Source organism: Pseudoalteromonas rubra, assembly GCF_000238295.3.
Classification (GTDB): Bacteria; Pseudomonadota; Gammaproteobacteria; order Enterobacterales; family Alteromonadaceae; genus Pseudoalteromonas; species Pseudoalteromonas rubra.
Genome location: NZ_AHCD03000043.1, coordinates 35,039 through 57,198, shown reverse-complemented (window position 1 = coordinate 57,198; position 22,160 = coordinate 35,039). Strand labels below are relative to the sequence as shown.

The 22,160-nt window shown below is 48.6% G+C and carries 17 protein-coding genes; 2 read left to right on the top strand and 15 right to left on the bottom strand.

Features of this window, described 5'->3' with window-relative positions:
- Nucleotides 1-12: 12 nt before the first annotated feature.
- The 4 genes from lgt to rppH all read right to left on the bottom strand — a co-directional run bounded on the left by lgt (nt 13) and on the right by rppH (nt 4,587).
- Complete coding sequence (gene lgt / locus PRUB_RS19825; RefSeq protein WP_010386755.1) at nt 13-807, bottom strand: prolipoprotein diacylglyceryl transferase; 795 nt, start codon at nt 805-807, stop codon at nt 13-15.
- Nucleotides 808-816: 9 nt separating this feature from the next.
- Complete coding sequence (locus PRUB_RS19820) at nt 817-1,629, bottom strand: sulfite exporter TauE/SafE family protein (RefSeq protein WP_010386753.1); 813 nt, start codon at nt 1,627-1,629, stop codon at nt 817-819.
- 66 nt (nt 1,630-1,695) lie between these two features.
- Nucleotides 1,696-3,975: a phosphoenolpyruvate--protein phosphotransferase gene (ptsP, locus tag PRUB_RS19815; RefSeq protein ID WP_010386752.1), complete on the bottom strand. Its 2,280-nt coding sequence runs from the start codon at nt 3,973-3,975 to the stop codon at nt 1,696-1,698.
- A 93-nt stretch (nt 3,976-4,068) separates the two neighbouring features.
- Nucleotides 4,069-4,587, bottom strand: coding sequence for an RNA pyrophosphohydrolase (gene rppH, locus PRUB_RS19810; protein ID WP_010386751.1), 519 nt, complete (start codon nt 4,585-4,587; stop codon nt 4,069-4,071).
- 431 nt (nt 4,588-5,018) lie between these two features.
- Here rppH and mutH point away from each other — a divergent pair, with 431 nt between their 5' ends.
- Nucleotides 5,019-5,693, top strand: coding sequence for a DNA mismatch repair endonuclease MutH (mutH, locus tag PRUB_RS19805; protein ID WP_010386750.1), 675 nt, complete (start codon nt 5,019-5,021; stop codon nt 5,691-5,693).
- A gap of 79 nt (nt 5,694-5,772) precedes the next feature.
- Here the strand turns inward: mutH and PRUB_RS19800 are convergent, their stop codons facing one another.
- The 6 genes from PRUB_RS19800 to rlmD all read right to left on the bottom strand — a co-directional run bounded on the left by PRUB_RS19800 (nt 5,773) and on the right by rlmD (nt 13,909).
- Nucleotides 5,773-6,138 (bottom strand): hypothetical protein, encoded by a 366-nt coding sequence (locus PRUB_RS19800; RefSeq protein ID WP_010386749.1) that lies wholly within the window; start codon nt 6,136-6,138, stop codon nt 5,773-5,775.
- 265 nt (nt 6,139-6,403) lie between these two features.
- Nucleotides 6,404-7,696, bottom strand: coding sequence for a phosphopyruvate hydratase (gene eno, locus PRUB_RS19795; protein WP_010386748.1), 1,293 nt, complete (start codon nt 7,694-7,696; stop codon nt 6,404-6,406).
- 185 nt (nt 7,697-7,881) lie between these two features.
- The gene (locus PRUB_RS19790; RefSeq protein WP_010386746.1) at nt 7,882-9,516 is read right to left on the bottom strand and encodes a CTP synthase; all 1,635 of its coding nucleotides are present in this window, start codon (nt 9,514-9,516) and stop codon (nt 7,882-7,884) included.
- A 103-nt stretch (nt 9,517-9,619) separates the two neighbouring features.
- A complete protein-coding gene (gene mazG, locus PRUB_RS19785) occupies nt 9,620-10,420 on the bottom strand; it encodes a nucleoside triphosphate pyrophosphohydrolase (RefSeq protein WP_010386744.1) in 801 nt (266 codons plus the stop codon).
- 2 nt (nt 10,421-10,422) lie between these two features.
- On the bottom strand, nt 10,423-12,579 hold the full coding sequence (relA, locus tag PRUB_RS19780; RefSeq protein ID WP_010386743.1) for a GTP diphosphokinase: 2,157 nt from the start codon (nt 12,577-12,579) through the stop codon (nt 10,423-10,425).
- Between the two features lie 4 nt (nt 12,580-12,583).
- Complete coding sequence (rlmD, locus tag PRUB_RS19775; RefSeq protein ID WP_021032890.1) at nt 12,584-13,909, bottom strand: 23S rRNA (uracil(1939)-C(5))-methyltransferase RlmD; 1,326 nt, start codon at nt 13,907-13,909, stop codon at nt 12,584-12,586.
- An 82-nt stretch (nt 13,910-13,991) separates the two neighbouring features.
- Between rlmD and barA the strand changes: the two genes are divergently transcribed.
- Complete coding sequence (barA, locus tag PRUB_RS19770) at nt 13,992-16,769, top strand: two-component sensor histidine kinase BarA (RefSeq protein WP_010386741.1); 2,778 nt, start codon at nt 13,992-13,994, stop codon at nt 16,767-16,769.
- A gap of 94 nt (nt 16,770-16,863) precedes the next feature.
- Here barA and PRUB_RS19765 read toward each other — a convergent pair whose 3' ends face one another.
- The 5 genes from PRUB_RS19765 to PRUB_RS19745 form a co-directional block, all read right to left on the bottom strand.
- Nucleotides 16,864-17,208 (bottom strand): 4a-hydroxytetrahydrobiopterin dehydratase, encoded by a 345-nt coding sequence (locus PRUB_RS19765; protein WP_010386740.1) that lies wholly within the window; start codon nt 17,206-17,208, stop codon nt 16,864-16,866.
- 10 nt (nt 17,209-17,218) lie between these two features.
- Nucleotides 17,219-18,016, bottom strand: a complete 798-nt coding sequence (phhA, locus tag PRUB_RS19760) for a phenylalanine 4-monooxygenase (protein ID WP_010386739.1) — start codon at nt 18,014-18,016, stop codon at nt 17,219-17,221.
- Nucleotides 18,017-18,229: 213 nt separating this feature from the next.
- Nucleotides 18,230-19,408: a trans-sulfuration enzyme family protein gene (locus PRUB_RS19755; protein ID WP_010386738.1), complete on the bottom strand. Its 1,179-nt coding sequence runs from the start codon at nt 19,406-19,408 to the stop codon at nt 18,230-18,232.
- Nucleotides 19,409-19,608: 200 nt separating this feature from the next.
- Entirely contained in the window at nt 19,609-20,685 is a 1,077-nt protein-coding gene (locus PRUB_RS19750; RefSeq protein WP_010386737.1) for a TIGR01620 family protein, read from the bottom strand.
- On the bottom strand, nt 20,682-22,088 hold the full coding sequence (locus PRUB_RS19745; protein ID WP_010386735.1) for a YcjX family GTP-binding protein: 1,407 nt from the start codon (nt 22,086-22,088) through the stop codon (nt 20,682-20,684). The genes PRUB_RS19750 and PRUB_RS19745 overlap by 4 nt, the downstream gene beginning before the upstream one ends.
- Nucleotides 22,089-22,160 lie beyond the last annotated feature (72 nt).

Below are 22,160 nucleotides of genomic sequence, written 5' to 3'. Positions count from 1 at the left end.
TCCCGATGTAGTTTAAGCGCTCGCTGTCGAGGTGCGCTTGTGGCTCCAAAGCATTAAGCCAAGGCCACCAATCATCATAGGTAAGGACAAAATTTGCCCCTGAGAAATCATGCCGGCATACAAACCGATATGCGCATCTGGTTCACGGAAGTACTCAACGATAAAGCGGAAAGTACCGTAGCCAACCAGGAACAAACCGGCAATACTGCCAGCCGGACGCGGCTGCTTGCGATACCAGATCAGCATGATGAATAACACCAAGCCTTCTAAAAAGGCTTCATAAAGTTGCGAAGGATGACGTGCAAGCGGGCCTCCTGTCGGGAAAACCACCGCCCAGGGCACATCTGTGGGACGACCCCACAACTCACCATTAATAAAGTTACCAATACGCCCGGCCAGCAAGCCCACAGGGACCATAGGTACTACAAAGTCGCCGACTGCCAACGGTGACTTTTTGAATCGCCATGCAAAGATAAAAATACCTGCAATGACACCCAATGCGCCGCCATGGAAGGACATGCCGCCCTGATCGATACGAAGCAGATACATCGGGTTTTCAAGGAAGAGATTGAACTGGTAAAATAAGACGTAGCCAATTCGTCCGCCCAGGATGACCCCCAACATGCCATAAAATAGCAAGTCACTGACTTCATCTTTGGTCCATCCCGAATTGGGCTTATCGGCTTCTTTATTCGCCCACCACATGGCAAACGCAAAACCGATTAAATACATCACGCCATACCAGCGCACACTTAGGGGTCCAATCGAAAATATAATTGGATCGATTTCTGGAAACTGCAAAGCCATCGCTTTCCCTCAATAAAATAACATTTTTCCCGCAATCACCACGAGCAGTAACGCGAACACTTTCTTAATCACTGGCACCGGCAGATAGTGCGTTGCTTTGGCGCCCATTGGCGCAACAAACCAGGATGTCAGCACAATACCAAATAATGCCGGTAAATACACAAAACCGGCAAAACCGTCTGCTAATTTCAATGCCTGTCCACCCGACACGATGTAACCTACGGAGCCAAATAAGGCGATCACAATGCCACTGACCGCTCCGCACCCTATCGCTTTGCGCATATCCACAGAAAAGTAGCTCAACAGTGGCACAATCAGTACACCGCCGCCAATGCCTATCATCGCAGACAAAGCCCCCATTAGGGTGGTGATGGCGGTTAAAACCGGGCCTGGCGGCAAATCGCGTGGCTTGTCGGGGGCCGATGATTGAGAACTGAAGACCATTTTAATGGCAATAAGCAACACAGAAATGACAAACGTCCACTTTACCCAGTGCACCGGGATCAGTGAAACCATAAAGCCACTGACTAAAGCGCCCAGAGCCACGCCCGTCATCACCCAGGGGGCAATCTCCCAGGGCACATTGTGATTTCGATGGTGTGCCAGCGCGGAAGACGTTGACGTAAACAATATCGATGCCAAAGACGTGGCAATGGCCACAACAATCACATGTTCATCAGCCAACACTTCGAAATACAATAAAATTGCCGACAGTACCGGAACGATGATCAAGCCGCCGCCAATACCTAATAACCCTGCGAGGAAACCAACCACACAGCCAAGCAAGGCGCAGCTCAAAATGAGTAACACACTGATTGTCATAAAGACACTCTTATTATTATGGGCGCGTTATAGTAACGTATCTGGGCAGACGCCTCCAGTCGTGGTTCAGGCTGTATCACTTTTGGTATACAGTAACTCGCTTAGTCCCTGCGCTATCAAAAATTCACGTAACAGTCGGTGAACCTGTTTGGCACTGGATGCCGCAAGGCACTGGGCAAGCAAGGCTTCCATATCTTTGACGGCAAGCCGGCGCAGTGTCCACTTGATTTTGTTCAAAGAGGAGATATTCATACTGAGACGACGAAACCCCATCGCCACAAGTAAAATGGCACCTTCCGGTTCACCACCCAGTTCACCGCATAAACTAAATGGCAGCTCCAGCTGCTGGCAGTCATCAGCAATTTTTTTCAACACCCGTAATACGCTAGGGTGATAAGGCTCAAACAGCTCTGCAACCTGTGCATTGGCTCTGTCTACCGCCAGCAGATATTGCGTTAAATCATTACTGCCTACTGAGCAAAAATCGACTTTTTCAGCCCATTCGGGCAACAAAAATATACTTGATGGTACTTCAAGCATCACGCCGATGTCAGGCTTATCTATGGTATAAAATTGGTCAGCCCACTCTTCTTGTAGTTCAAAGTAGGCCTGCTCCAGAAGCCCCAAAGCTTCATCCACTTCCTCGGTATGACTAACCATAGGCAACATAATACGTAAATTGCCCAGACCGGCATTGGCTTTAAGCATGGCCTTGAGTTGATCTAAAAACAGTTCAGGGTGATCAAGCGTCACCCGGATCCCTCGCCAGCCAAGAAAGGGGTTGTCCTCACTGATGTTAAAATAGTCCAGTACCTTATCACCCCCAATGTCCAGCGTACGCATAATGACAGGTTCAGGGTGATAACGTGCCAGCACATCGCGATACCAGCTCTCCTGCTCAGCCTGAGAAGGAAACTGTCCGCGCTGCATAAACCAGGCTTCGGTACGATACAAGCCTACGCCATCACAGTACTTAGCACTGAGATGCTCAGTTGATAAGTCAAGGCCTGCATTAAGCAACAGGCTGATCCGCTCACCATCAGCGGTAACAGAAGACAAATGATGCTCAGCTTCAAATTTGTCGTGTAGCTGGCCCTCTTTAAGCTTCAGCGCTGAGTATTCGTTACGCAATACATCGGAGGGTGAAATATAGACACGCCCTGCGTAAGCGTCGAGGATCATATCTTTGCCATCGAACTGCAACAAAGGAATGTCTTCAATCCCCCAGATAGCGGGGATCCCCATTGCCCGGGTCAAAATAGAGGCATGCGAGTTTGCCGAGCCATGTACACTGATGACCCCTTTGAGTTTGTTTTTAGGGACCTCAGCCAGCATCGCCGGTGTCAGCTCATTGGCAATTAAAATGGTATTATCCGGGTAACTCTTAACCATGCTCTCGGTGCTGACCAGGTGATGCAGAACTCTGAGCCCCAGATCTCGAACATCAACCGCCCGCTCACGTATATAGGGGTCTGACATGGCTTCAAACTGTGTTACCAGCTCAATAATCACATGCTTCAACGCAGATTTAGCATTCCACCCCTGCTCCAGCTGTTGCTCAACACGCTGACCCAGGCTGCGGGCATCCAGCAGCTGCTGATACACTTCAAACACAGCCAGTGCTTCTTTGGGTAGCGAATCACTAAGGGTGTTTTTCAGCACATGAAATTCTTGGCGTGTCGCAGCAACCGCCTGTTGGAATAGCTGCCGCTGCTGATGTATCTGTTCACACTGCTGAGATTCAATACTGGCAAAGTCGAGCTTGGGGATGACCACAAAAGCTTCACCAAGGGCAATACCAGGCGCACTTGCCACCCCTTTGAGCACCGAAGTTTTATGACTGGATGCGTCCTGCTTCAGAACAGACTGCAATTCCACCTGCGCCAGTTGTGAGGCCAGCTGGGCAGACAGCGTAATTAAAAAGGACTCCTCATCATGGCTGAAGACGCGCTCTTCTCGTTGCTGAACCACAATCACGCCCAACACTTTTCGTTGATGCACGACAGGCACTGACAAAAAAGCGTTATAGCCTTCTTCATGCACTTCGGCGTGTAATTTAAATCTGGGGTGACTCTGGGCATGCGCGATGTTGATAGGCTCTTCACGCTGGGCAACCAACCCAACCAGACCCTCTGTGAAGCCGACCCGAAACTGGCCAACGGCGTCCGGATTGAGGCCGTCACTGGCCATCAGTACAAAGTTGTCCTGACTATAATCGGCAAAGTAAACGGAACAACACTCAGTGTGCATTGCTTCCTTAACCATCATCACAAAGCGAGATAAGGCCGTTTCGAGGTTATCCTGCTGTGAGACTACCTCCGCGATGGTTCGTAATGTTGCTAACACACCTGACTCCTAAATTGGTAGAAATCGCTCTGTACTGCTCATTTACTCTTTCTGTTAAGCTTAACCAACACTGGTGACGATACGCTGCGCCACTTAACGACGTCGCCAGTGGTCTTTATGTGCATGTTCTTTACGATTAAAAGGCATCGCAAAGGGGGCAAACTCTTTCATCACCCTGCGGTATACATCGCGTTTAAACGACACAACCTGGCGCACGGGATACCAGTAACTGACCCAACGCCAATCATCAAATTCAGGGTGATGTGTGCGCATTAAGTCTACATCTTCATCTTTGCACTTGAGTTTCAGCAGAAACCATTTTTGTTTCTGGCCAATACACACTGGACTTGAATCTTTACGGATCAGTCGCTTTGGCAATTTATAACGTAACCAATGTTTTGAGCTGGCAACGATTTCCACATCTTCCGGTCGTAGCCCAACTTCTTCATGCAGTTCTCGGTACATGGTCTGCTCGGGCGTTTCACCTTCATCCACACCCCCTTGCGGAAATTGCCATGAATGCTGACCATAGCGCCGCGCCCAAAATACCTGCCCCTGATTGTTACAAATAACAATTCCTACATTGGCACGAAATCCTTCGGCATCAATCACCTTAAGTGCCTCGTATATTTGTTTGATATGATTTTGATTGTTCCACAACTCAGAGCACTGGGCAAATTTAATTCCTGCTTTTACGCAACTTACCCACAACTTGTGCATAAGTTTAACTATTCATGATGATTTTACAAACAAATCCACAATAGCCTAGTCAAATTTGCATTTTCTCCACAGAATCTGTGGATAATTATGTTTATATACTTGTATTTATCCAATGACTGGCCATTTTTGACACGGAATGATGTTGAGTGAATTTTAAAAAAGCCATATAAATCATCAAATTAAACCTTAATAGTGAGAAAGTCACAGCTTAAAGAGTAACCCACAGAAAGAGCGTTCAAAAAACACACAAAACTGTTTTCATCCACATTTCCTATTTATTTTTGTTACCATACGAAATCATTCAGATAGTAACGAGCCAGACTGTGCAAAAGCCCACCCCTCCCCAATCCATTGCTGAACTCATGACCCGTGTGGATGCCATCGCCGGGCAAACCCTGGGAGAACTGGCTACGCAGTTTCATTTCAAAACCCCACAAGACCTGACTCGGGAGAAAGGCTGGCCCGGTCAGCTCATTGAATATGTATTGGGTGCCAGCGCAGGTTCCAAGCCTGTTCCTGACTTTGAATTTATTGGTGTCGAGCTAAAAACGCTGCCCATTGGCTATCACGGCAAACCTCTCGAAACCACCTATGTGTCTGTGGTCCCCCTCACCAATCTGACGGGTTTACGCTGGCAAGACAGTACCGTAAAGAAAAAACTCAATCATGTATTGTGGCTGCCGATTTTAGCGGAACGGGACATCGCCCCGGTTGATCGCACCATAGGGACAGGTTTCTTATGGCAACCAAACGTACTTCAGGAACATCAGCTCCAGCGAGACTGGGAAGAGCAGATTGAATTGATTGCACTGGGGCGTGTGGATGAGATCAGTGGCAAACTCGGTGAAGTGATGCAGATAAGGCCAAAAGCCGCCAACAGTAAAGCGCTGACCGACGCCATTGGCCCACAGGGCAAACTCATAAAAACCCTGCCACGCGGGTTTTACCTGAAAATGCAATTTACCCAGGGCATTTTAGCTGAACAGTTTGCGGGATGACGATCCCGCTAATTACTCCCCTTCGCCAATGCAGAGCTTATATTGCAACCCTCTAGTATATTACGCTTCGTACTTTGAACTAGCGCTGCAATCTAAAATTATATAATCCTTTTTTATCCAGAGATTGATAGTTACCACTTGGGCATACTTGATCTACATCTGTATTTTTAAACCACATTGTGACTTCGTTTTGAGTAGTCAGCGCAATTAGCATAGCACTGTATAATGCCTGGCAATACTCACTTGCACTCCCATTGAGCGTACAAAGTCCTGAATTCTTAACAGTCATAGGCTTTGTATATTGGTCACTAACACCAACAAAAGAGGCTACCAGACGATTAGCTGTGTTTAACTGCACATCCGTGACTTTAGCGCGACAAATTGCTTTACCAGCTGTGGCATTTAAAGAAACAGCCAATAACAGTAACCCAAACATTTTCTTCATATCATTATTCCAGAATTTTCCATATAAAAAAGCATTCAACGTCCGCTCAGCGTTGCCTATTTGAAATTCAAAAGGGATTATTATGGGTAGGCAATTGGTACTTTAAAACCAAGCAGAAAGAACCTAAAACAGGTATTTTAGATAATTGCCCCGGTAAGGTAAATAATTTTTAATTTTCTTATGGATATTCAGCATGCATTCTATGTTGTCCCGACAAAAAAGCCGCGCTTAATAAAGCGCGGCTTGTTCAGTCAGATAATATAACTTACTGACCTTTGATCTCGCTACGACCTTTGTAAATAGCCTTGTCGCCCAGCGCTTCTTCAATACGTAGCAACTGGTTGTACTTAGCAACACGGTCTGAGCGGCAAAGAGAACCAGTCTTGATTTGACCTGCCGCAGTACCCACTGCTAAATCAGCAATCGTTGCGTCTTCTGTTTCGCCTGAACGGTGAGAGATAACCGCAGTGAAACCTGCATCCTGTGCCATCTTGATAGCATCCAATGTTTCAGACAGTGAACCAATTTGGTTGAACTTGATCAGGATAGAGTTACCGATCTGCTCATCGATACCACGCTTAAGGATCTTCGTGTTGGTTACGAACAAGTCGTCACCGACCAGCTGTACTTTATCACCGATCTTATCTGTCAGAATCTTCCAGCCAGCCCAGTCACTTTCGTCCAGACCATCTTCAATAGAAACGATTGGGTAACGTGCTGCCAGATCAGCCAGGAAGCCAGCGAAGCCCTCTGAATCGAATGCTTTGCCTTCACCCTGTAGGTCATATTTGCCGTCTCTGTAGAACTCAGAAGCAGCACAATCCAACGCTAGCGTCACATCCTGGTTCATTTCATAACCAGCAGCTGCAACTGCTTCAACGATTACTTCCAGTGCTTCTTCGTTTGATTTAAGATCTGGCGCAAAGCCACCTTCATCACCAACCGCGGTATTCAGGCCACGTGATTTAAGTACTTTCTTCAGGCTGTGGAAGATTTCTGCACCCATGCGCAGTGCTTCACGGAAGCTTTTCGCGCCAACTGGCTGAACCATGAATTCCTGAATATCAACGTTGTTGTCTGCGTGCTCGCCGCCGTTCAGAATGTTCATCATAGGTACAGGCATAGAGTACTGACCCGCAGTACCGTTGATGTCTGCAATATGTTCGTACAGTGCAACACCTTTTTCCTGTGCTGCTGCCTTCGCGGTTGCCAAAGACACTGCCAGAATCGCGTTTGCACCTAGCTTTTCTTTGTTTTCAGTGCCGTCTAAGTCCAGCATCAGCTGATCGATTGCACGTTGTTCCAGGGCATTGTGTCCGTTCAGGGCTGCTGCAATTTCATTGTTCACATAGTTTACCGCAGTCAGTACACCTTTACCCAGGTAACGAGCTTTATCTCCGTCACGTAATTCAAGTGCTTCGCGAGTTCCTGTTGATGCACCTGATGGTGCACATGCGCGGCCCCATGCGCCCGACTCTAAATGAACATCGGCTTCAACGGTAGGGTTACCACGTGAGTCCATAACTTCACGGCCAATCACTTTTACGATTTTTGACATCTTGATTCCTCTTTTCCCAAAGTGGTGAGTGTGTTGTGTGTCTGCTTTCGCATTGCTATATAACCGCGCAGTGTTTGGTGATGGCCCATGCAAAGTGGAGCCTGGCAGTTACATAGCAATGCGCTGTGTTATTTTACGCATTCGGTAATTAAAAAAGCCGTGCACTGAGGCACGGCTTTTTATCATTAAGAATCAGCTTTTTGGTAGCTGAACGCAGCGGCAACGAAACCCTCAAATAACGGGTGGCCGTCGCGTGGCGTAGAAGTAAACTCAGGGTGGAACTGAGCGGCAATAAACCAGGGGTGATCTTTATTTTCGATGATCTCAACCAGTTTTTTGTCTTCTGACAGGCCAGTGAAAGCCAGACCAGCCTGCTCAAGGCGCTCAACATAATGGTTGTTCACCTCATAGCGGTGGCGGTGACGTTCTGTGATCTCCGCATTGCCATATACGTCGCGTACCTTAGAACCTTCTTTCAGGTGACACAGCTGAGCACCTAAGCGCATTGTGCCGCCCAGATCCGACTCTTCAGTACGGGTTTCAACCTTACCATCGGCATCTAGCCATTCAGTGATCAGGCCAACTACCGGGTGGGGAGATTTAGCATCGAACTCAGTCGAGTTAGCACCTTCCAGACCCGCCACGTTACGCGCATATTCAATCAGAGCAACCTGCATCCCCAAACAAATGCCCAGGTAAGGCACCTTGTTTTCACGGGCATATTTGGCCGCCAGGATCTTTCCTTCAACACCGCGGTTACCGAAACCACCTGGTACCAAAATCGCATCCAGGTGATCAAGTAGTTCAGTACCTTTGCTCTCGATGTCCTGAGAGTCAACATATTCGATATTAACGGTTACCCGATTCTTCAGGCCTGCATGTTTCAGTGCTTCATTGACTGACTTGTAGGCATCTGGCAATTCAATGTATTTACCAACCATACCAATGGTGACTTCACCAGTCGGGTTAGACTCCTGATAAAGTACTTGTTCCCACTCTGACAGGTCCGCTTCTGGTACATCCAGATAGAAACGACGACATACCAGGTTGTCCAATTCCTGAGACTTAAGCAGCGCAGGGATCTTGTAGATACTATCTACGTCTTGCAATGAGATAACGGCCTTTTCTTCAACGTTAGTGAACAGTGCAATCTTAGCGCGCTCATTAGCTGGTAATTTGCAGTTTGAACGACAAACCAAAATATCCGGCTGAATACCAATTGAACGTAGTTCTTTAACCGAGTGCTGAGTTGGCTTGGTTTTCACTTCGCCTGCCGCACCCAGGAAAGGCACCAATGTCAGGTGCATGAATAAAGCATGCTCACGGCCCAGCTCAGTACCGAGCTGACGGATCGCTTCAAGGAAAGGTTGTGACTCGATGTCACCCACAGTACCACCAATTTCAACAATGGCGATATCATGGCCTTCTGCCCCTTCCAGTACACGACGCTTAATGTCGTTAGTGATGTGTGGGATCACCTGGATAGTCGCGCCCAGGTATTCACCCTTGCGCTCACGACGCAGTACATCTTCAAAAACACGACCTTGCGTGAAGTTGTTGCGGCTGGTCATCTTGGTGCGAATGAAACGCTCGTAGTGACCTAAATCCAGGTCAGTTTCTGCGCCGTCTTCTGTCACGAAGACTTCACCATGTTGGATCGGGCTCATTGTGCCAGGGTCAACATTGATATAAGGATCCAGCTTAAGGATAGTGACGTTTAAACCACGCGCTTCTAATATTGCAGCTAATGAAGCAGCAGCAATACCTTTACCCAAGGAGGAAACAACTCCGCCCGTTACGAAGATAAATTTTGTACTCATGCGAACCCTAGAATATCAGGAAAAATGGAATTTAAATAAGAATCAAGACGGGGCAATAGTATAGCAAAAACGCTAGGGGCAATCCAGCGAAAAATCACCCCCTTTAATTATTCTCACCTGAACGCTGACGTCGCTTGACCTCTTCCCAGGCATCATCCATTTGCGCCAAACTGGCGTCAGATAAGGCTATCTGCTGTTCAGCCAGAATACCTTCAATGGCGCTAAAACGGCCAATAAATTTGTCACTCGCGCGACGTAGTAGCTGTTCCGGGTCGCGTTTTACATGACGCGCAACATTGACGGTGGCAAACAACAAATCTCCCAGCTCCTCAGCACTGTGCTCAGATAGCGGGTCCTGACTCAGTGCTTCATTCACCTCTGTGATCTCTTCAGCCACTTTATCCATGGCCCCCTGATACGTGGGCCAGTCGAACCCTAAAGAAGCCGCGCGCTTTTGAATTTTCGCCGCCCGCGACAAGGCAGGTAGATTCAGTGGCACATCGTCGCCAAATCGGACAGGCTTTGCACTGCGCTCCTTATCTTTGATGGCCTGCCATTGCGCATTCAATTCAGCATCGCTCAAAGTGCTATCCGGCGTTTCAAAGACATGCGGGTGGCGGCGCACCAGCTTATCATTAAGCCCTTTCACTATGTCTTCAAACTCAAACAAGCCGGCTTCTTTGCCTAACTGGGCATAAAATATCACCTGAAACAGTAAATCACCCAGCTCATCTTTAAGCCCGGAAAAATCTTGCTTTTCTATACTATCGGCCACTTCGTAAGCTTCTTCCAGCGTATGCGGCACTATGCTCTCGAAGGTCTGTTGTTGATCCCAGGCACAGCCCTTTTGCGGGTCGCGCAGGGTCGCCATAATATCCAGTAGCTGCTGTAACGGGGCACTCATACTCAGTGTTGTCTCCTGGCTTCAAATACACCTTCAATCTGCATCAGCTTAGTGAGTAAGCGATTCATTGCTCCCAGATCGCCGACTTCCAGTTTCATCGTGAAAATCGCAACATCTTTGTCATCCAGGGTATTGACGTTCATATTCATCACATTGAGTTTTTCGTTGGCCAGTACCGAGCTGATGTCGCGGATCAGGCCATGACGATCGTTGGCTTCAATATGCAGGGTCACGGCATAACTGGAACGAACTTCATCCGCCCAGCTAACGGCAATTTCCCGCTCGGGATGCTGCTCACAAATATGGGCAAAAGAGTCACAGTCGGCGCGATGCACCGCAATGCCCCGACCCTGAGTAATATAACCCACGATTTCATCACCGGGCACGGGCTGACAGCATTTGGCAACATGGCTCATCAAGTTGCCAACGCCCTCTACCACAATGCCATTGCTATCGCCTTTGTGTTTCTTCGGCGCGCTCATTTTGAGCTTAGGCATCGGCTCTGGCTTGTCCTGCACGTAGTTCAGGAACTGATTAATACGAATATCACCGGCCCCAATGGCCACCATTAAATCATCGAGTTCTTTAAAATTAAACCGTTCAATGGCTGAGTCCAGATCCTTATAAGTCAAATCCAGCTTTTGCAGGTGCCCATCCAGGATCTCTTTACCAGCCTGCAGGTTTTTGTCTCTGTCTTGTTGTTTAAACCAGTGATGTATCTTGCTGCGCGCTCTGGATGAGTGCACATACCCGAGAGACGGACTGAGCCAGTCCCGGCTTGGCGAGGGGTTTTTCTGGGTCAGTATCTCAACCTGATCGCCAGTCGATAACTTATGGGTAAACGGCACGATTTTACCAAATACCTTGGCACCAATGCAGCGGTGTCCGACATTGGAATGAATATAGTAAGCAAAATCCAGTGGCGTGGCGCCCAGTGGCAGATCAAAAATATCGCCTTTGGGGGTAAAGACATACACTCTGTCTTCCACAACCTGGTTTTTTAACTCTTCAGCCAGCTCACTGCCATCAACCACTTCTTCTTGCCATTGCAGCAGTTTTCTCAGCCAGCTGATCTTTTGCTCGTACCCCGAACCACGACCCGGCAAAGCACCTTCTTTATACATCCAGTGCGCTGCAACCCCCAGCTCTGCATCCTGATGCATAGCCTGGGTACGGATCTGGATCTCAACGGTTTTACCCTCAGGGCCGAAAACAACGGTGTGGATAGACTGGTAACCATTCTGTTTAGGAGTCGCAACATAGTCATCAAACTCTTTGTGCAGATGGCGCCAATTGGTGTGCACTATGCCCAGCGCACCATAACAATCCTGAATTTCATTGACCACCACCCGCATGGCGCGGATATCAAACAGCTGATCAAACTCATAATTCTTTTGCATCATTTTCTTATAGATGCTGTAAATATGCTTAGGACGGCCGTACACTTCAGCCTCTATCCCGGCGTCTTTAAGCTTACTCTGAACCAACTCCACCATACTGGCCATATAGGCTTCACGATCAAGGCGTTTGTCTGACAGCTGCTTGGCAATGTTTTTATAGGTTGTCGGATGCAAATAGCGAAATGAGAGATCTTCGAGCTCCCATTTGAGTTGTCCTATTCCCAGCCGATTTGCCAGCGGCGCAAAAATATTGGCCGTCGCTTTGGCGGCCACCACACGCTCTTCTTCAGAAGCATTTTTTACCGCGCGCAGGTAGCAGATCTGCTCAGCCAGCTTGATCACCACAGCACGCACATCTTCCACCATGGCCAATAACATGCGACGAATTTTGTCGATTTGCAGGCTGCCCTTCCCCTGGTGTGCCAGCGTACTGATCGAGGCCATTTGCTCAACGCCTTTGAGCAATAAAGCGACATTTTCACCTTGTGCCTGCTCAATAGCCTCAAGCTCAACCTGCCCGGACAAAAAATAAGGGGTCAAAAATGCCCCGGCCAGCGACTCTGAGTCAAAATTCAGCTCTGCCAGTATCTCAACCATTTCAATGGCTTTGGTCAGGGTAGTGGTCGAATCATCTTGCGGACACAAAGCATAGACCTGATCCAGGCGGTCTCGTTTTTCCTGCGCTATGTTCAGTAACGCAAGCCGGGCATGAAAATCAGCCGGCAAACCGGATTGATGAGACTGGCGAGTCGCAACCATATGACTACCTCCTTTGGAACAACGCCATGGTTTCTATATGTCCTGTATGTGGGAACATATTCATTAAGCCTATTTTATCGACCACAAAGCCGGCTTCCAGCAGCAGTGCCGCATCTCTGGCCATAGTCACCGGATCGCAGGACACGTACAATACCTGTTTAAATTGCGTCAACGGCAACTGGCGTAACACTTCATAAGCACCCGTGCGTGAAGGGTCTAACACCAGCACGTCCAGCGCTTCATGAAACCAAGTGGCTTCTGTCAGTGGCTGAGTCAGATCAAACTGATGAAAAGTGACTGTGTCGATGTGGTTAGTGTGCGCATTTTGTCGTGCCATTGCAACCGACTCAGCCACCCCTTCAACGGCAACCACTTCGTTTGCTTGTTTTGCCAGCAATAACGAGAAGTTACCAATGCCACAAAACAGATCCAACAGACGCGCCTGGCCGCTCAAGGCCAGCCAGTCCAGTGCCTGTTTTAGCATCAACTCGTTAATGTCCCGGTTAACCTGAATAAAGTTATTGAGTTTAAATTCAAACGTCACGCCAGCACTTTGATAAGCAGGCAATATTTCATAACTCGGATCAGTCTTGCCATCATCCCAGATAAGCTGCCAGTTATGTACCGCCAGCTGCTCAGCAACATGCGCTTTCGCCTGCTCGCTGACTACGCGGGTATGACGAAACAGCACAAATGCGCCATTGTCGGCCGCACACAGCTGGATGTGGCTGACGCTGCGCAGCTCCGGATGACTATTTAGGACCTGCCGTAACGCATCAAAGCCATCAGCAAAGGCATCGACCATCACCCCACAGTGGTCAATTTCGATAATCTTCTTTGACCCTGCTGCCCGAAAACCCAATTTAACCTGATCGGTTTGTTTATCATAAATACAGGCGATGCGCGCTGCACGACGATAATGACGCGTCTGGCCTGTCAAAGGTGACATCCAGGGCAGGTCAGTTGCACCGGCAAATTTGTCAAACAAAGCACTCACCGCTTGCTGTTTGTGAACCAGCTGCGCGCTGGCGTCCAGGTGTTGCAACGAGCAGCCACCACACTGTTGATAGTACTCACAAAATGGCGTAACCCGCTGATCACTAGGTGTAAGTACTTTGACGGTGCGCGCTTCGAAAACACGACTTTTCTGGGCATGGATGCGCGCTTTAACCCGCTCTGAACTCAATGCGCCATCGACAAAGCCGACTTTACCCTGATGTCTGCATACACCTCGCCCCTGGTGATCTAACGAGTCGATTTGTAGCTCAACTGTCTCGACTTGCTTACTACGTTGTTTAGAAGATTTTCCAGCACGAAATATTTGTGCCATATTGCCGCCCCTATAAGATTGCTAAACACCCGTTAACTCGATACTCTAGGACTCAGACTACTTACTGTTTTACATCCAATTTATGTCTAAATTGAGTTTGCGCGACAGCGTATTAGTGTTGACCCTGATCCCAACGGTGTTAATCGGCCTGGTACTTGGCGGCTATTTTACTATAAATCGTTACGTTGAGCTTGAACAAATCCTCAAGCAACAGGGCACCAGCCTGGCCAATACACTGGCAATGACCGTGGAGCAACCGCTGGCCGACAAAGATAAAGCCAGACTGCATCGGGTGATCACCACTACGCACAATCAGCATGGTAATTTCGTCAATAGCATCGCGCTGTTCAATGAAGACAATCAATTGCTTTTGACCAGTAACTACCACAATGATTTTAATCAGCTGCATTATCGTGGCAATGTGACTGAGTTACATGCAACCGAAATCGTCCAGTATCTCAACAGGTACATTATTTTTGCGCCGGTGAAATTACAGCAACAGCCTGCCTCCGACTGGCAAAATGCCCATACCCGCACCACCGCTGTGCTGATGATAGAACTCAGTAAAGATCAAGCCATCATTGGCCAGCAACAGGCCCTGCTGTTCAGTGGTGCCATCATTATGGTGGCCTTGTTGCTCAGTGCCTTTGTCTCGACCCGGCTGAGCCGGATGTTCTCAACGCCCCTGTCCCATTTACTCCTGGCCACAGATAAGCTCCTTGAAGGCAAAACCAAAATCGGTGTAGAACAGCCGATGCAGGGCGAGTTTGACTTACTCCGTGAAGGGCTGATCACCATCAGTGAAAAAATGGTGTTGCAACGCGATGAGATGCAAAAGCACATAGATCAAGCGACCTGCGATTATCGGGAAACACTGGAACAGTATGAAACTCAGAACATTCAGCTGAACATTGCCAAAAAAGAAGCACAGGTTGCCAACCGGGTGAAATCAGACTTCCTGGCTAAAATGAGTCATGAATTAAGAACCCCGCTTAACGGCGTTATCGGCTTTACCCGCCAACTGTATAAAACCCCGCTCAACAAACATCAAAAAGACTATCTGGATACCATAGAGTTATCTGCCAACAGTTTGTTGACCATTATCAGTGACATTCTGGATTTCTCTAAACTCGAAGCCGGCGCGATGGAGCTTGAAAGTATCCAATTCCAGCTCAGAGATGCGGTCAATGAGGTCATGACGCTGCTCGCACCCAGTGCCTACGAAAAGCAACTGGAGTTGTCGATTGCCATTAATCGCCAGGTACCGGACAACCTGGTCGGCGACCCCACGCGCTTTAAACAGGTGCTGATCAACCTGATCAGCAATGCCGTCAAGTTTACCGAAAAAGGCTCAGTCAAAGTCGACATCAGCCACCGCCTCAAAGGAGATAGCCAGACATCGCTCCTGATCTCTGTCAGTGATACGGGGCTGGGCATCGCTCAGGAAAAACAAGACACACTCTTTACCCCGTTTGCGCAAGCCGACTCCAGTATTACCCGTAAGTTCGGCGGCACGGGGCTTGGCTTAATCATCACTAAACACATTGTTGAAGCCATGAGTGGCCGCATCACGCTGAACTCTGCCCCGGGCAATGGCTCCTGCTTTACCTTTAATGCCATTTTTAATCTGCCAAGCCGCTTGTTCGACGACGACCTGCCGACTAAGCCGCTTGAGAACAAACGCGTATTGTATTTTGAACCGCAAGAGCACACCCGCAATGCCGTTCAGGCTCAGTTAGAAGACTGGGCAATGCAGGTCACTTGCTGTAAAAATGAAGACACTTTCTTCGCCGCATTAGAGCAAGAGTTTAGGTATGACATCTGCCTGATCGGCAATATGGCAACGGTAGACGATATGCAAACCGTAAAAGCCTATATTACTCAGGCCAGAGAGATGGCGGATTACCTGTATCTGATGGTGAATACCATCTCTCACAACATGCGCGAGTCGTTAATTGGCAGTGGTGCCGACGCCTGTATTAGCAAACCTATGCATCACCGCAAACTGTGCGACATGCTCGCAGCACCTTATCGCTTAGATCACCCCAGTGTGTCGATTGATGATACAGACTTGGCGCACTTACCGCTCAAAGTCATGATAGCCGATGACAATGATGCCAATTTAAAGCTGCTTTATACTTTGCTGGAAGAGCAAGTAGACACCATAGACACAGCTCACAACGGCGCGCAGGCCGTCAGCCTTTGTAAATCACAAAAGTATGACCTGATCTTTATGGATATTCAGATGCCGATTATGGATGGCATCACAGCATGCCGAACAATCAAAGAATCGTCACTGAATGACGATACCCCGATCATTGCGGTAACAGCCCATGCGTTGACTGGCGAAAAAGAGCAATTGATCAAAGACGGCTTCAACGGCTATATGACAAAGCCTATAGACGAAGATATGTTACGTCAGATCATTTGTGATCACAGCCCTTCGCTGCCACCGGAAAAACAAAAGACGCAACAACCTCAGGTTGCCAGCATTGCCCCGTTTGAAAGCCATTTGCTGGACTGGGAGCTGGCATTGCAACGTGCAGGCAATAAACCTGAACTGGCGCTGGAAATGCTGGATATGCTGTTGCAGAGTGTGCCCGAAACCTTAGAGCAACTGAATGGCTCTGCACAACAGGAAGACACCCAAACTTTACTGACCGTGATCCACAAGTTTCATGGCGCCTGCTGTTATACCGGCGTCCCCACGCTCAAGAACCTGGCCGAAACGCTGGAAACGGCATTAAAACAATCACGTGATTTTGATTATATTGAACCAGAATTACTAGAGCTAATTGATGAACTGGAACATTTAGAGCGGGATTCACAAACAGTATCGGGACCGACGCTTACGCATTAGCACACGTACAATATAAGGCTATCAGCTCTGCTTCGACAGCCTAACAGGCATTAAAAAAGGCGCATAAAGCGCCTTTTCTTTTTTACCTGACGCCTTACAGCGCAGCAAAGATCTCATCGGTTTTCGCCGCACAGATGAAGTCATTTTTGTGCAGACCTTTGATAGAGTGGCTCCACCAAGTTACGGTCACTTTGCCCCACTCAGTCAGCAGACCTGGGTGATGGCCTTCATCCTCCGCCATATCACCTACTTTGTTAGTGAATGCAATGGCTTGCTTGAAGTTCTTGAACTTATAAACACGTTCAAGCTGCATAATGCCATCACGTACTTCTGGCACCCAATCCGGGATCAGCTTGATCAGTTCAGCTAATTCGGCATCTGACACTTTAGGCGCATCCGCACGACACGCTTCACATTTTTGTGCACTTAAATCAGACATCAATAAATCCTTAACTTGCTAGTTTGTTTTTAGGTGGAAACTTAGGCTCAAACAGGCCCAGCTCTTTGGCTTTACGTACAAGCGCCATAATATCCATTTGTGAGATTTCAAACAAATCATCAATGGCGTTAATGGTATAATATAAAGGCTGCATAATATCAATACGATATGGTGTACGCAGTACATCAAGTACTTCTAACGGTTTGATCTCTGGCTCACCACTATACACATACTGGGTCTCACCCGGGCTCGACAAGATCCCACCGCCATAAATACGCAGGCCATCATCAGTTTGCATCAGACCAAACTCAACGGTGAACCAGTAAAGGCGTGCCAGATAGACACGGTCTTTTTTCTCAGCTGCATAGCCTAACTGACCGTATCTATGCGTAAACTCAGCAAAGGCAGGATTGGTCAGCATGGCACAATGGCCGAAAATTTCGTGGAAAATATCCGGTTCCTGCAGATAATCAAACTCCTCGCGGCTACGGATAAAAGTTGCCACCGGAAATTGTTTATTGGCAAGAAGACGGAAAAACTCATCAAAGTCGATCAACGCGGGGACTGGCGCAACCTGCCAACCCGTTTCACGCTCCAGTGCCTCATTCAGTTCATGCAACTGCGGAATACGATCGTGAGGTAAATTGATTTTTTGCAGGCCTTCGAGATATTCATCACACGCTTTGCCTTTAATGCACTCAAGCTGTCTGGCAACCAGCTCAGACCAGATCTGATTTTCTTCTTCTGTCCACTCGATCAGGCCCTGTTCGTTGGGCTGCTTAGACGTGTATTTACTCGATTTAGCCATAGTAACCTTCTTGGTAATGCGTCGCATTTGAATAAAAACAACGCGTCAAAGTGTTATCCGGATACTATGTAAAAGTGAGGAAAAGTTTAATAGCCAGGCCTGAAATCGGCCTGGTCAGAAAGGTCATTTTTGTACACTTTAAATTACACAAATAGACACAAAAACATACACCCTATATTTTATGGGGTCTAGATGGCATTAAAGTGTAAATAATTATATACACAAAAACGCATTTTCTAGGTCCGCGATGATATCTTCGACCGCTTCAAGTCCCACAGAAATGCGGATCAGGCCATCAGAAATCCCAGCGGCCTGACGCTCTTCAGGTGTGTAGGGAGAGTGTGTCATCGATGCCGGATGCTGGATCAGCGTTTCTGGATCGCCCAGACTCACGGCCAGAGTGCATAACTCAGTGGCATTAATAAACTTCTCGCCGTCACTGACCCCACCTTTGATCTCAAATGCAATGACACCACCAGCCCCTTTCATTTGCTCACCAAGGAATCGATAACCTGGATGAGACGGCAAACCCGGGTAGTAAACAGTGTCCACCTTCGGATGGCCATCAAGAAACTCAGCCACTTTCTGTGCATTTTCGCAGTGACGTGCAACGCGCACATGCAAGGTTTTCAGGCCACGATTGATAAGCCAGGCATCGTGTGGGCTGATGGTCGCGCCGATGTCTTTCAGTACAGTCAGTTTGATAAGTTCGATATGCTCTGCGCTGCCACACACAATGCCTGCTACTACGTCGCCATGTCCGTTGAGGTACTTGGTGGCACTGTGGATCACAATGTCGATGCCAAAATGCTTGGGTTTTTGCAGTAATGGCGTCATAAAGGTGTTGTCTACCACACTGATCAACTTATGCTGCTGAGCAAACTGCCCCAACATTGCCAAATCCAATACCGTCATATTTGGATTGATCGGTGTTTCGGCAAATAACATCTTACTGTTTGGCTGCACCGCGTCGGCCAGTGCCTGTGGATCGGTCATATCAACAAAGGTCACCTCGATACCGAATTTGGGCAACATGTGCGCAAATAAAGCGAAGCTACATCCATACAGGGCTTTGGATGCAATCAGGTGATCGCCTTGCTGTAAAAAGCTCAGCACGGAAGCGGATACAGCGCCCATGCCAGTTGCAGTGGCCGCAGCATCTTCCATTTCTTCCAGCTGAGCGAGTTTTTCTTCCAGCTCTCGGGTGGTGGGGTTGCCAAGGCGGGTATAGATATAGCCAGCCTCTTCACCGGCAAAACGCGCAGCCCCCTGTGCCGCGTCTTTAAACTTGAACGTTGAACTCTGATACAGAGGTGCCGTCAGTGCACCATGTGGATCATCAAAGTGGTGTGGACCATGAATACAATTGGTCTGATCGTGTAACTTCTTCATTGCTTGCCTATTTTTGTTATTCGGATGAATACTAATTAGATATTCCATGGCACAAAAATGTACAAGCGTGCCGGACGCGCAGATGGCTAACCCGAGCCGGTTAAATTCACTCGGGTGTACACATAAGTTGTCATGAAAAATAGGAAAAGCCAGGGTTTTCTTTCATATTAAACCCCGAAGAATAAGTGTGTACTTACACACTAACTTTTATTGGTCTCCTCCGACTTGTCAGAAGACTGACGAATTAACAGGTTTGCGAGTTGTCGCGCTGTTTGTGACAAGTATCCAGCAGCCGGCGCCTTAGCGGGTATAGGCCGACATAAGTCCATGGCTTTATAACCCAGTCGGGCGGTGAACACACCGGCGCTGAGCCCCTGTGCTGAGCGTGCGGACAATTTACCCAGCAGCTCCGCTCCCAGGCTGGTGGCAGCCAGATCGCTCAGCAACTCACTGGCACCGACAAAAACGATCTGCTTGAGCAGCAAGCGATAAAGTTCAATGCGACTGCGATACCCCAGTTTAATGCCGTACAACTGGCTGATCCGCTCAATCAGCGTAACACCCCGCCATAACACGGCCAGCATATCGGTAATGGCCATTGGGCTAATCGCCACCATCAATGCTGACGTACTGGCAAACTGGGCTATCAAAGCCCGGGCCTGCTCGTCCAGGTCTTTTAATAAAGTTGCGTCATATAAGGCCAGCACTTCCTGATCGGTAAAATGAGGCTGGACTGTCGCCATAAACTGGCTAACCTGTTGTGAATCATGCTGCTTTAACAGCGGCTTCAACCAGGCCTGCGCTTCTCCGATCTGGTTGCTACTCATTAACCTTTGCGCCCCGACGCGTTGCTGTTGCAACTTTTTCAGCCTGCCAAGCGCGCGTACTTCCGACCAGCAAAACTTACCCAGCACAACCAGCGCACTCACAATGACCACCCCGTACAACCCGGCCAGCAGCCAACTGCGGCTGAGCGCCTCGATCAATGTCAGACCCATTTCTACTGGAATGAGAATGGCCAGTCCCAGCAGCAATAATTTGCGCCAGGTCAGTCCGGTGCTGACCGGTTTTGTGACGGTTTCCACATTGAGCGTCTGCAACTGAGTATCCAGCGCCGCCTCCGGGACGTGTGATGTCCCAACCTCGATGTGCTCCGCGCTTTCGTCTATTCGCCGGGCTTGTTGCGTATCGTCGGGTTCTGTTGCTGGCTGGGCAGCCTGTGGGGCAGCTTCAACCCGAACTCGCCGTCCTCTGGGTGACTGGGCAGGCTCACTCATAAAAGTTTATCTCCCAATAAAAACTGTAATACATGGTCCAGACGAATATGTTCAATTTGTCCCTGATGAGCCGGGTAAGGCTCAAAAGGCAAAAACTCATAACCCTGTTTTGGCCACTGCTGCTCAGTCGGCAGATGCTCAGGCGGAATGGGCGGCAAATAACTGATATAGCTCGATTCACCAACCGGCTTACCGTAAATACAAGACAGCGGTTTCCCCTGCTCGGTGAGCTGTTTTGGCTGGGTGCTCTTCACTGAAGAAATCGCCATGGTATCGATATCAACACCTGAGAATTTCAGTTCGTTTTCGCAGGGGGTCAGTAAAGCGTGTAACAACCGGGTCAGCTTATCCTGATCTGCCAGCGCAACACTGTCGCATTTATTAGCAGCAAACAGCACCTTGTCTATGCTGGGACGAAATAAACGACCCAGTAAACCACTTTTACCATGACGAAACATCGCCAGCGTATCACCTAATGCGGCCTGAGTTTCTGTTAATGTGGTATGTCCGTCGTTCAGCGCACTGAGCAAATCCACCAGCACCAGCTGGCGGTCGAAGCGGCAAAAATGCTCCCGGTAAAACGGGGTGATAACCTGCTTTTTATAAGCTTCAAAGCGCTGTTCGAGGTGGTGATACTGGCTCTGCTCAGATGCATTTTGTGGCTCTGGCAATGGGAAAAACTGCAAAATTGGTGCACCGTCGAGCTCTCCGGGGATCAACATGCGGCCGGGCTGTAGCTGCGCCAGTTGAGTTTGTGCCTTGAGCTGCTTTAGCACATCCGCATAGAGACCGGCTATCGTTGTGAGTTCGCTTTCATTCACCGCTGCGCATGCATCAAATTGTTCCAATTGCTGTAAAAAAGGCGCACTGACCTGTGTATAGTCGGTTTTTTTCAAGCGATTGAGTTGTTGCTCACTCCAGGATGCAAAGTCCTGGTTCAACATCGGCAAGTCCATTAGCCATTCACCCGGATAATCAATCAACTCCAGGTAAACAGTGTGGGTTTCACTGAGGTGCTGTCTGACCCCCTGCGCCGAGCGGAACTTCAACGCCAGCGTCAGGGTATTGATCCGCTGTGTGGAAGGTGGCCAGCTGGGTGGATCGGCCAGTAAATGCTGCACTGCATGTTGGTACTCAAAACGGGGAATGTCCAGTGCACTTTGTGGCACCTGCTTGCATGCGATCAATCGCTGTTCACGCACGACTTCAAAAAAAGGCAGGTTCTGTGCTGTCGCCTGAGTGGTTAAGTGTTTCACTAACGCCGTAATAAAGGCCGTTTTACCACTCCCGCTGAATCCGGTCACAGCCAGTTTGACATGTCTGTCCAGGCTTCGGGTAAGGGTTTTATGGGTGGTTTGCTGTAGCTTTTGCAGCGCCCTGGCAGTCAGGCCCGATACACTCATAAAGACACATATTCCTTATTTTGTTGGCAAAGGTGGCAGGGCTGCCAATATCGGGCAGCGCCCCTTTGCGCT